The 11,509-nt window shown below is 47.0% G+C and carries 8 protein-coding genes; 1 reads left to right on the top strand and 7 read right to left on the bottom strand.

Translation table 11 applies throughout. The features are described from left to right. Positions 1–144: 144 nt before the first annotated feature. The 7 genes from BI182_RS06285 to BI182_RS06255 all read right to left on the bottom strand — a co-directional run bounded on the left by BI182_RS06285 (position 145) and on the right by BI182_RS06255 (position 10,802). Positions 145–1,365, bottom strand: a complete 1,221-nt coding sequence (locus BI182_RS06285; protein ID WP_286806311.1) for a nucleoside/nucleotide kinase family protein — start codon at positions 1,363–1,365, stop codon at positions 145–147. A 246-nt stretch (positions 1,366–1,611) separates the two neighbouring features. Beyond that, positions 1,612–2,991, bottom strand: a complete 1,380-nt coding sequence (locus BI182_RS06280) for a restriction endonuclease subunit S (protein WP_286806309.1) — start codon at positions 2,989–2,991, stop codon at positions 1,612–1,614. A 3-nt stretch (positions 2,992–2,994) separates the two neighbouring features. Beyond that, the gene (locus BI182_RS06275; protein WP_286806307.1) at positions 2,995–4,404 is read right to left on the bottom strand and encodes a class I SAM-dependent DNA methyltransferase; all 1,410 of its coding nucleotides are present in this window, start codon (positions 4,402–4,404) and stop codon (positions 2,995–2,997) included. Beyond that, positions 4,401–7,736, bottom strand: coding sequence for a type I restriction-modification system endonuclease (hsdR, locus tag BI182_RS06270; RefSeq protein ID WP_286806305.1), 3,336 nt, complete (start codon positions 7,734–7,736; stop codon positions 4,401–4,403). Before hsdR ends, BI182_RS06275 begins: the two co-directional genes overlap by 4 nt. Before the next feature lie 398 nt (positions 7,737–8,134). After that, positions 8,135–9,022, bottom strand: a complete 888-nt coding sequence (locus BI182_RS06265; protein WP_286806303.1) for a nucleotidyl transferase AbiEii/AbiGii toxin family protein — start codon at positions 9,020–9,022, stop codon at positions 8,135–8,137. Beyond that, on the bottom strand, positions 9,019–9,612 hold the full coding sequence (locus BI182_RS06260) for a type IV toxin-antitoxin system AbiEi family antitoxin domain-containing protein (protein WP_286806302.1): 594 nt from the start codon (positions 9,610–9,612) through the stop codon (positions 9,019–9,021). The genes BI182_RS06265 and BI182_RS06260 overlap by 4 nt, the downstream gene beginning before the upstream one ends. Before the next feature lie 563 nt (positions 9,613–10,175). Continuing rightward, a complete protein-coding gene (locus BI182_RS06255; protein ID WP_286806300.1) occupies positions 10,176–10,802 on the bottom strand; it encodes a hypothetical protein in 627 nt (208 codons plus the stop codon). 267 nt (positions 10,803–11,069) lie between these two features. Here BI182_RS06255 and BI182_RS06250 point away from each other — a divergent pair, with 267 nt between their 5' ends. Then, positions 11,070–11,495 (top strand): pyridoxamine 5'-phosphate oxidase family protein, encoded by a 426-nt coding sequence (locus tag BI182_RS06250; protein WP_286806298.1) that lies wholly within the window; start codon positions 11,070–11,072, stop codon positions 11,493–11,495. Positions 11,496–11,509: the final 14 nt, after the last annotated feature.

The raw sequence follows: 11,509 nt of genomic DNA, 5'->3' as shown, positions 1-11,509 counted from the left end.
ATCCGATCTGGGCCGGCGATACAGTGATCATCCCGCTTATCAAGTCTATATTCAGTTGTTATATAATAACCAGGATCCCATGGAAACCGATGAGTGGTGCGAACATATCTGCCGCCTCGCTAATGGCCACGATGATTCTGAGTATTAGCATTTAGTTACTACCGGTTCAGCTTCCGTGAGGGTGGATCTCACCCTCCGTGAAGCTGGGTCGAAATGATCGTGCAAATGGAGTTTGCCGGTCGGAATATACACTTGTCTCGAAAGGCACCCTGAATTAAATTTTACATTGTAAGCAATTTGCATACATCTTTCTATGTGAGTAGGCGTAATTAATCCAGGATGTCGCATTAAAACAACATATTTTAATAATTGTACAGTCAAAAAATAATAATCGCAGTTTTCTATATCAGGATTGTAAACATGAATATCTGATATTTCTAAACAGGCTAAAATATTTTGATTATAAAATTTTTCTTCACGTTCTAACTTTTGGGGATACTCTGTTTTATCCAGACTTTGAATTTCATCTGAACTTAATTTAGATAATCTCTTTCGCCTTGATACATCATCGGTGTTTACAGAAATCAAATAAAAAGCACTGTAACGTTCTTTGAAAAATACTGCTTCAAAAGGATTTCTTATCGCATCAATACAAATTAGAGTATGTTTGTTCTTTGCTTTATTATTTTTTCGTATTGCTTTTATTAAAGTATTTGTACGTTCTGCTAAAGCAAATATTTTTTCAGGATTAAATTCAGATTTAAAAGGATCGCCCGATGCTCTTATATTATTGCCTATCTTCTGAAATATATATGTATATAATTGAGCATCCTTTCCATTATCTTTTATATTGTAATCTGTTAGAATATTTTTCAATCGTGAAGCCATAGGAGGAATTTTATTAGCGTATGTATCGTATAATTTAAAATCATCTGAATTCTCAGAATGAACGGAATCAAGATCCCCTTTTATTTGATTTATGTCTGTTTTTAAATCCGAAAGACTTGTTAATATCTTTTCTTTAGCATCTGCTTTTTCCATAAAATCTGATAAGTATTTTTCAAACTCATCGTATCCTTTTTCAAATATGTAAGATGCAATAATACTACTGATTGAAATAATTTGAAATGGTCTCCATTTATTTTCGGGTTTATTTACATATTCATACAATATTGAATATTTTATTTCCTCGCTATCTTTAAAATCATAGTTCTTCGGCTTCCTTAATTTTAATTTTTTGAATTCCGGCTCTTTTAAAATATCTGCAACTGTTGTGCAACCTGAACCTGTTCTTCCTGTTAAACCAATAATAACAAAATCTTCTCTGTCTTCAAAAATTTTATTAATCGCCTCACACGCATTCAAAATAATATTTCTCCTTCCATTTTTTTTAATTTAGAACTTTTTTAAACATTTCTCTAGTTTCTTCAATTTTCATTATTGAAACTCTGAATATTCTTATGCGCTGAAATCGCAATTTCGGAAATTGAAAAATTAAGTTAGTGTGACTGGCATCAGTGCTTTATTTTTTACAAAGCCGTTAAGCTAGTCTAGCATTAGTCGCATTTACTAACTTCTCTATATTAATTGTATAGTTTTTACCAATTGACTTTAACCTGTTAAAAAAGCAGCTAATAACTCTACCGCACTCTCTTCCCCCGCCACATTCGTCCCCAGTTCTCCCCGGAAGGCTTTGCCGAGGATGGTTTTTTTGATGGTGTCAATCTGATCAATCTGGTCGCAGAGGTCTTTGGCGGCCTGTTCTTTTGCGAAGAGGTCGTCTAGGATACAAACTACTTGATTTTGCTCTACAAATGGTAGCATCATTATTTTCATCTCTTTTATAACTTTTAAGCTCAAAAAAGGTTGCGCTCCACCTTTGCTTATTTCTGCTAATGTCTTCTCTTTTGTATATTGTAGATAGTAATTTACATAATATGGATTAACATCCTCTTTCAATTTTAATATTGCCGAATTTTTAAATGAAAATTCGAAATCTACATCAATAACGGCTGAAGTACCAGAACCTGCTCCAATATTTACAAGTAAAATATCACCCTTTTTAGGATGCGCTTTATTATATAATTCTCTATGATTTTTTTCATCCATAAATAAACCACTGTTGAAATTAATACCTGTTTCTTTTACATTACCTGCCATAACATATGGATAACCTATATTTTGAGGACTTGGAGAATTATGAAAGCCATCTGTAATCTTTGTCGTGATATCAATCAGCTTTTTGTATTCTAAATGTTTCTGAATAATATGTTCTTCCCGCCACTTTTTTGTGAGGGCACCGGTAAAGGCCTGGTGGAGGATAGCGGCTTTGCGGGTTTCGAAGCTGTCCAGGGCCTCCTGGATCAGGGCTTTGGCCTGGTCCAGCTGGTCAAAGAGGCTTTCGATGCGGTCGACAATGCGCTGCTGTTCGGCCAGGGGCGGGAGAGGGATAGGCAATTCACCAAGATTCTTTCTTGTGATTCTTACTCTAGTAGTTCCGCGTGCTATGCTCATAGCAAGTTCTGTAAACCATGGCGTATTGAATAAATAATTTGCAAATTTTATGTTAACCAAGTTATTGTTACACCTCAATACCGCTACATCTACAACTGTGATACATTTGTAAGTTAATTTGGGAAAAATAAAACTTCGTACAATTGGTTCAGCCATACGCGAAATAAGGATGTCACCTTCAATCAACTCCTTACAACCCAATTCATCAAATTTCTCTGAATTAATGTGTTTTGATGATTTATCTAGAAAACTACCAATTCCAATATCAGAAAGTTGAATGAGTCTTACCTCACCATTTATGTCCATATTTTGACTAAGAATCCAATCCCCGTCAAAAAAGCCATTCTCATTGTTTTTTAGTTTATCCAGCCTCGTCCAAACCCAATTCCCCGGCACCTCATAAGGCTGCTCATCCTCCCTCACCAGCGCTGCCGCCAGCTTTTCCTCCACCGTCAATACCTGTTTTTTCTTGGCCATATCCTAGGCCTCCAGGGAGCGCAGCTCTTTTAAGACGCTCTGAATCAGATCCACGGCTTCTTCCAGTTTAGCCACCACCTCTTCGCCGCTTTCAATCGGGTCGGGCATATCCTCATAGTCGATGATGCTGTCATCCCGGATCAGGCCGAGATCAAGGCTGTCGTTTTTTTCCTTTATCTGCGCCCGGCTAAAACAAGAGAAACGCTCATCGCTAACGGCACTGCGGTCGTCCGCCGTATAGGCGGCAATAAAGCTGTCAAAATGGGCTTCGGTGAGGGGGCTGGTTTTGCCGAAGTTTTTCATGTTGGTGCGCAGGTCATAAAACCAGACTTCTTTGGTATTGTCTTTTTCGCTCTGGCCCCGGGTAAAGAAGAGCACATTGGTTTTAACCCCCTGGGCATAGAAAATCCCGGTGGGGAGTCTAAGGATCGTATGGAGGTTACACTTGTGCATCAGATCGGCCCGGATCGCGGCGCCGTCGCCGTCGGCAAAAAGCACATTATCCGGCAGCACCACGGCGGCCCGGGCTTTGCCGTCGGCTTTTAAGCTGCGGTAAATGTGCTGCAGAAAATTAAGCTGCTTGTTGGAGGAAGGAAAGGTGAGGTCGTCCCGGGTAGACCGCTCGCCCCCTTTCTTGGTGCCAAAGGGGGGATTGGTCAGGACCACATCATAATTCTTCATCGCCTTGCCGGCACTCGACAGGGTGTCGGCAAGCAGAATTTCCCCTTCAATGTCGTGGAGCATGGCGTTCATCAGAGCCAGGCGGTGGGTATCGTGAACCAGCTCGCAGCCGGAAAACGCCTGATACTTCTGAAAATCCTGCAACTCGGGAATATCAAAATACTCGTCGGTGGCATCCTTAACAAACCGGTCGGCGGCAATCATAAAGCCAAAGGTGCCGCAGGCGGGATCGTTGCAGCGTTCCCCGGGCTGGGGGGCAATCAGCCGGGTCATCACATTGATCAGGACCCGGGGGGTGAAATACTGGCCAGCGCCGGATTTCTTTTCGTTGGCGTTTTTCTCCAGCAGTCCTTCATAGAGATTGCCCAGGCCTTCTTCCTTGGCAGAGTACCAGTCCAGGGCATCGATATTTAAAATAATCTTTTCCAGATTCTTGGGTTCGTCAATGTTGGACCGGGCCCCGGCGTAAATCTCCAGAATCCGGCCGCTGGTTTCCTCGCCCAGGTGGGTTAAGAGCTGGTTGTAGAAGCGTTTCAGTTCAATCCCCTGTTTTTTAACCAGCTCCTCCCAGCGGTAGGCTGCCGGAATGGCGCCGTCGGTGCCGGTTTCTTTGGCCATTTTGAGAAACAAAATATAAGTCAGCTCGGTCACGTACTGGTGATAGGTGATGCCGTCATCTCTGAGCACGTTACAGAGATTCCAGAGTTTGGATACAATTTCCTGATTATTCATGATGCTGCGTTTCCTCCATCGTCATATAAATACTGATTCAGTTCGGTAATGATCTGACCCAGCTGGTTTTTAAACACCTTGTTGATTTTGTCAAAGCCGCCGTGATCTTTAAAAGCCCCGGTGTTAAAGGTGTCCGGCTCCAGAATGGTTTCGGCCAACAGGTTCTTTTCAATCCGGGCCAGCCAGTTTTCTTCCATTTTACTGAAATGATGCTGCTTTTTAAGGCGGGCCATGGCGTTTTTAATCCGGTCCTCGTGGCTGACTAACGCCGAACCCAGGGCCTGCTGGCGGATCAGGCTGATGATGTCAGCGGCAATGTCCTCATTGGTGACGGCCTTTAAGGCGCTGTTTAACTGGGCTTCGGTAAACTGATGGCGATCCAGTTCCAGTTTCAGGCTTTTTAAGCTCTCCCGGGTCATTTCTCCGGGGCTGGTGCAGACAATCTTCAAGGCCATGATCTTGTTTTTATTGTCGTTGATAAAGACCTTAAAGGCGTCCAGATAATCCTCGGGTCGGCTGCCGGCGCCGTAGCCCCGGGTGTGGCCAAGCAGTTCGTCCGCCGCATCGGAAATCACCACCGGACGGCTCCCCGCTTTGCTGTTTTGCTTCAGGATGGCAAAGAGATCGGCGGCCCCCTGCAGCTTGGCTTTGGCTTCCGCCACCGGCAGCTTTCTGATGGTTTTTATAAACTGCTCCGGAGAGTCCCCGCCGCAAAGGCTCGCAAACTGGGCCCGGGCGGTTTCATCCAGGCTGCCTTTGCCCCGCTGGAGCTTGGCCAGGATCATCTCGATCTGGTTTTTCTGCTGGGCTTCGGTGGGCAGTACCGCCAGCCCCGCCAGCAGATCCTCAAAACTGGTGCTGGGGTTTTTCACCACCGGTTTCATGGTGTTGTAGGGTTCTAGGGCTTCATAGACCCCCACCGGGTCATAAATATCAAAGTGGGTTTTGCCAATGGCAGGGCAAAGCCGGGTGGCCCGGCCCAGCATCTGTTCAAAGAGAATCCGGGATTTGACCCGACGCATAAAGATCAGGGTGGTAATTTCCGGCACGTCAATGCCGGTGGTCAGCAGATCCACCGTCACGGCAATGTTGGGGTATTTTTCGTTCTTGAAGTGCTTGATGGCTTCCAGCACTTTTTTCTTGTTGCCGCCGCCAACGCTGCCGGTAATTTTTAGGATGGCGTCATTATCCACCCCCATCGGCTCGTAAAGCTCTTTTAAAATATTAACAATCAGATCGGCGTGGTTGTCATCCACCGCAAAGACCAGGGTTTTACCCTCCCCTTCGGGGTCGAGATCATTGGCAATTTCGGCCAGCACCGTGCGGTTGAAGCTTTCGGTGATGACCTGGCGGTTGAACTGTTCCACCTCAAACTTCAGCTCGTCTTCCAGCTGGTCGCTGTTGACAATATCCCCGGTGACGGGATCGTAGATCACCAGGGTATCCCCGGGGTGATAGACAATCCCCCCGGTGGACAGTTTCGTGGTCAGGGTATGGGGGGCATCGTGATCGACCAGATAGCCTTCGATGACGGCTTCCCGGTAACTGTAGGAAAACACCGGCGGCCCGAAAATCTCGCTGGTGTGGAGGGCCGGGGTGGCGGTCATGGCCACCTTGACGGCATCGAAATAGTCGATGACAGCCCGGTATTTGCTGATGAAATCATCCTGGCTGCGATAAAGGATTTCATCCTCCCCCAGCTCCTTGTCGAGGATGTAGCCGCGGTGGGCCTCATCCACCACAATCAGATCGTAGTCCGACACCGCCGGGATGGTGTCCTCTTCGTTGTAGAGAATCCGCTTGACCAGGCTTTGAACCGTGGCCACGTGGATTCGGGTTTCCTTATCGATGGACCGGTCTTCGAGATTTTTAATGTTGTAAATGGCATCCAGGGTCAGCAGGTCTTCCAGTTTCACTTCCCGAAAGACATCCTGGGCCTGTTCCCCCAGGGCGGAACGATCCACCAGAAAGAGAATCCGCTTGAAGCGGCCGGATTTCAGAAAGCGGTAGATCAGCCCGAGGATGGTCCGGGTTTTGCCGGTGCCGGTGGCCATGGACAAAAGCACCCGGTCTTGCCCCGCCCGGACGGCGGTTTCGGCGGCGGCAATGGCCTCAATCTGATAGGGGCGCAGATTCAGGCCATTTTTGTCCGACAGAAAATCCCGGGACATGGCAGCCAGCGCCCCATTGGCCGCATCAAGATCCCGCTCCAGCAGCTCCATGATCCCCTGGGGGCTCATCCAGCCTTGGAGAGCCCTGGGGATGTTGGCATCCTTGCGGACATCCCGAAACCAGATCCCGGATTTGGTTTCCAGCTGTTTTAGGTATTTGCGGCCGTTGGTGGCAAAGAGAAAGGGGGCCTTGTAGCCATGCCAGTTGCCGATCAGGTAGGGGGCGTCGGCTTCCCGAAGGGTTTGGGCGTAGGACTTGCACTGGTAGTCAATCACCCCGGGGATATCCTTGGCGGCGCGCTTGGCCTCAATGATCCCGACCAGCTTTTCGCCGACAAAGAGGGCGTAGTCGGCATAGCCGCTGGTGCTGACATGGGAGTCGGTGGGCCATTCGGCAATGGCCTGATTTTTACCCTTTTGGGGGCGGGCGCCACTGGCGTAGGTGAGGTTGACGGTGTCGGCGTCCCAGCCGACTTTTTGCAGCTGAATGTCAATTAAATAGCGGGTTTCGGCTTCGCTTAAGGTTAGCTGACTGGCGGCACTTTGGGCCTGTTTGGCCCGCTGGGGACGGGTCGCCGGGGTCAATTGATCAGTTTTTGCGGCCTGTTGTTTAAGGGCTTCAATCTGGGCCTCTTTTTCGGCCAGGCTTTTTTTCAGGGCTTGGGCTTCGGCTTTTTGCTGATTTTGCCAGGCCTTCAGGGCCGCTTTGGCCTTTGCCGGATAAAGCTGTTCTTTACCGGCTCCCACCGGCGGCGGCAACACAAAAGGTTGTGGCTGGTAGGCCCAGTCGCCATAAACCTGCATAAACCAGACGCCCAGCTTCCAGCCCATCTCCAACAGCATGGCCGCCTCAGCAAAGCTGCCATAACCTTCATGGACGGCCCGATTCCGGGCTTTGCGCAGGCCATAAAGCAGATCGTCGAGTTCCGGGGTCAGCAGGCCCTCACGTTTTAGGGCTTTAATCCGGTTGGCATGGGTGTTGTCAGTCTCTGGTGGCGCCACCCCATCAAACTCCATCATCCGGTTGACGATGGTTTCGCCAAAAAGCCCCAGCTTGATGATACAGCTGTTGCTGTCACTATGGAGGTAGTCTTCGGCCAGGCTGCCGATGGTGGCCAGTTCCGGAAAATGATCCGTTAAAAAAGCGTAGTTGGACTTCATAAAACATCCCCTTCTGTATTGAATTCAATCGATTCCAATTTTCTCACTGCTTAATATTATACGCCCCCACCCCTCAAAAAACCAGTAAAATCACCGTTTTTCGCCACGTTCCTTCCCCCTATTCACTTTAAAAACATCGAACAGTCATTGCTTTGGGTGCAGTTTCCACAAACATTTTCGTAACGTGTAGGCGAACTGGCGATAGCCTGTACGCCGTACAGTGTAGAAAATGTTTCGTGCGAAACTGGGCCCAAAGCTCACGATACTGTCGCAATGACGAAAATTTATTTAGCAAATGACAAATTTTTAAGCGCCGCCGCCGATTTCAGCTCACTGAACCGCACCCCCTGATAAAGAAAGGCCAGCTCCAGGGGGCTGGCCGGTTCGTTAGGTTTCTTTCAAGAATAATTCTCCTCATCTGTTTTGTTATTGATTGTCGTCGTATCTCTTCTGCTGCTAATCAGCATCACTTTTTCCACTGATTGGCAGACGTCTTCCCAGGCAAATTCATTGGCATAGGGATTTTTCTTTTGGTAAGCCTGCCACAATACTTTCATCTCGGCACTTTCAAAAATCTCTTTTAATGTCATCTTTTGACGGGCTAGCAAATGTTCGCCCTGTCGCTGTTTGGCGGTCTGATATATTGCATTAGCGAGAATATCCGGATCAATTGGATGGAGTGTTGCATGCAAGAGAATATGCATATCGTAGTAGTCCCGCATCCGGGTGTTGTAGGAACCAAATGATAAAATGCCATGGTATTTTTCTGCTAAGACTGTTTCCAGATTATAAGCCCAGATTGAGATAGATCGTGCCTCAAACATTAAGGGATATCTATACATTATTTCTTTGGGTGTGATCGTATCGCCGGTTGTAATATCCACCTTAATGGGAATGCGCATCCGGTCAATTGTTGTTTCGATATAAACCCGTATCCCCGTGTAGTCACCCTCTTCGTGGATGGTTTCCAACTTTTTCAGAGCCATAATAATGTGATCGTCACAATCGATGGCCAGGATTTCGAGAATGATTTCTTCCAGCACTTCTGAATTTAAGGGGTAATTTTTCAGGGTCGTATCGATGTCGACGGTTGAACGGCTATCAATTCCCACCACCGAAGCAATCAGGAAACCACCTTTAAGGATAAAATGGTCACGAAACCGGGATAAGGCAATCCGCTCCAGAAATCGCTCCATCATATAATTTTTTGATAGAATCAGCGGATCAAGCTGCTTTTCTTTGGCCATATTTTTGATCTTATCTTTTATCTGGGTGGCTGTTTTCACATCAATACCTCCATATAGGCTTTAATCCGTTTTTCGACACCAAAGGTTCTGGCATAGTCCAGCAGCAAGGGCACGTTGCGATCTTTTTGCCGGAAATAACGTTTGACCGCTTCGGTAACCAGACTCAGATCCGACTGATAACGGTGACTAAGCAGATCGCAAATCGTCCGTTCCTGATTATAGCAGCGAATGTCCCGGCCAAAATTGGTTTTAACCGGAATAATTCCAATGGCATACCATTCTTTCTTGACACTGAAGACCTGGAAATTATCCTTTCTTAACCGGCTGGCATTATAACCAAAGGGCACGGTCACGGTAATCACCAGCGGGTCCCGGTCTGTCAGATCGAGAAAATAAAGTGCCGTTTCATGGGAATAGATCATTTTCTGATTAATGGCCTGTTTCCAGTAATAAACATCCTCCCAGGCATCCTCACTGAGGTAAACGCCGCGACTGAGGGCTTTAAGCCGCCCCGCTTTGACTGCTCTGTATAAATAGGTACGGGGAATGTTTTCACTTTCCACATCTTTTGTCAGAATCAGACCATCTCTTGCGATGATCAGTGACTCGAGTTTTTTCTGATAGTTCATTTCTTCACCTTTTTTCATTGATGCTATGATTATACCACGTGTATAGCACAAACGAAACCGCTGACACCGCATAAATTTCAGCTTCTTTTTTCTCACTATCAATGTGATCCGCTGATACTTCACAAAAATCGATGATTTTTTACTTTTTCGCCACGTTCCTTCCCCCTATTCACTTTAAAAACAGCAAACAATCATTGCTTTGGGCGCAGTTTCCACAAACGCTTTCGTAACGTGTAGGCGAACTGGCGATAGCCTGTACGCCGTACAGTGTAGAAAGTGTTTCGTGCGAAACTGGGCCCAAAGCACACGGTATCGTTGTAATAACAAAACTTTATTTAACAAATGTCAAATTTTTAAGCGCCGCTGCCGATTTCAGCTCACAAAACTGCACCCCCTGATAAAGAAAGGCCAGCTCCAGGGGGTAGTCCCGGGCTGCTCACCAAGCCCTGCCTTCCCCCCATCATCCCATCCCTGTCCTCACTAAAAAAAGTGCCACAACTAAAAGCGGTGGCACTTTTTTGATAAGCTGAAATTGTTAAGCCTTATCTGATCCTTGATCGTCGCTAAAAATTCAAGATAAAGGTACTGAGATCGCTTCCCCCGGGACCGGCAAAAGTGACACTGAGCATTGAAGCCAAGCCCGGTTTAATCCAATAGCGCTCGGTTGTAATGGCCCCACCAGCACCTTCGGCCTCACTCACCACGATCCCGTCTTGTCCCAGGATACTTTTAACCTCGTCGTAGGTCATCCCTTCGATAATCTTTTCGGCTTGCTCCTCGGTTATCCGTTGATCATCCGTCGCTGCGATGATATATTTTTCGGTCCCGATCAACTTTTTAGATAAAGCAACCTTGGGACTGCCATCGCCGAGACTCCGTTCCATAAAAATGACGGTCACCCCATTACCATTTTCATCCACATAATCAAACGCCCCTTCCACCGGGGATGTCGGGGTGACACCCAATGCCGCATCGACTTCCGCTTTGGTCTGGCCGATTTGCACCTTGTTGAAAAAATCACTGACATTTTCGCCAGCCTGATCCGTGCTCTCTTTTTCCGTCGTCTGTCCAGCCACTTGATCAGAGCTGTCTTTTTGCCCCGCCGGCTGACCGCAGCCGGTTAGTAGAACCAGTGAACAAAGCAACACAAACCCGATCAAACCCCAGTTTTTAGCACTAACCTTCATCATCGTGCACCTCCTGTAAAATTAGTTTATGGTGTTTATGTTATACCCCGTTTCCAGCTGATTAATCATCACCACCCCACCCATTCAAGCTGATTTTTTACCCAAGGCTACCTACCTGTGCTATAATCAGATTAACATCCGCAACCGTTAAGGATTCCTTTACGGTGATTATCCGGGTGGTTCAGAAGAACCATCCCTGGCCTGTCAAAATTTATTTATGCGGCCCAGAGGATGGCTTCCCCTTCCTCCCGCCTGATGAAAGGTGGTAATATGTTAGCTAAACTGGAATCGCTTCTGCGCGACAATTCCCTCTGTGTTTTATGTACCGAAGCCGCGGGCAACCCCTATTGCTCGTTGATGACCTATCTGCCCAGCGACGATCTGGGGACACTTTATCTGGTCTCCACCCGGGAGTCGCGCAAATTTAAGAATCTGCTGGCCAATCCCCGGGTCAGTATCCTGGTCGATAGCCGCCAGCACCAAGGCCAGGGAGCCAACATCGTTTCGGTGACCTTTGCCGGTTTATTTACGCCCCTGACCGATGCCAAAGTCCTCCCGATCAAGACCACGTTCGCCGAAAAACATCCGGAACTGGCAGAAATTCTTAATCATCCCGACAGCCTTGTCTTTGCGATTAAGCTAACGTCCTATCTGCTGCTCGATGGCCCGGTGGCCGCTGAGCAGGGTGAATTATAAGTTTACCGCTTTAT

This window comes from Acetobacterium sp. MES1, assembly GCF_002237635.1.
In the GTDB taxonomy this organism is placed as follows: Bacteria; Bacillota; Clostridia; order Eubacteriales; family Eubacteriaceae; genus Acetobacterium; species Acetobacterium wieringae.
Note: the sequence above shows the minus strand (reverse complement) of the source record. Positions and strands in the feature narration are given on the sequence as shown.

Bases quoted from the DNA above. Each gene is read 5' to 3' on its own strand.
- BI182_RS06280 (WP_286806309.1), bottom strand. From the start codon at position 2,991: ATGGCCAAGAAAAAACAGGTATTGACGGTGGAGGAAAAGCTGGCGGCA.
- hsdR (WP_286806305.1), bottom strand. From the start codon at position 7,736: ATGAAGTCCAACTACGCTTTTTTAACGGATCATTTTCCGGAACTGGCC.
- BI182_RS06260 (WP_286806302.1), bottom strand. From the start codon at position 9,612: ATGAACTATCAGAAAAAACTCGAGTCACTGATCATCGCAAGAGATGGT.
- BI182_RS06250 (WP_286806298.1), top strand. From the start codon at position 11,070: ATGTTAGCTAAACTGGAATCGCTTCTGCGCGACAATTCCCTCTGTGTT.
- BI182_RS06275 (WP_286806307.1), bottom strand. From the start codon at position 4,404: ATGAATAATCAGGAAATTGTATCCAAACTCTGGAATCTCTGTAACGTG.
- BI182_RS06255 (WP_286806300.1), bottom strand. From the start codon at position 10,802: ATGATGAAGGTTAGTGCTAAAAACTGGGGTTTGATCGGGTTTGTGTTG.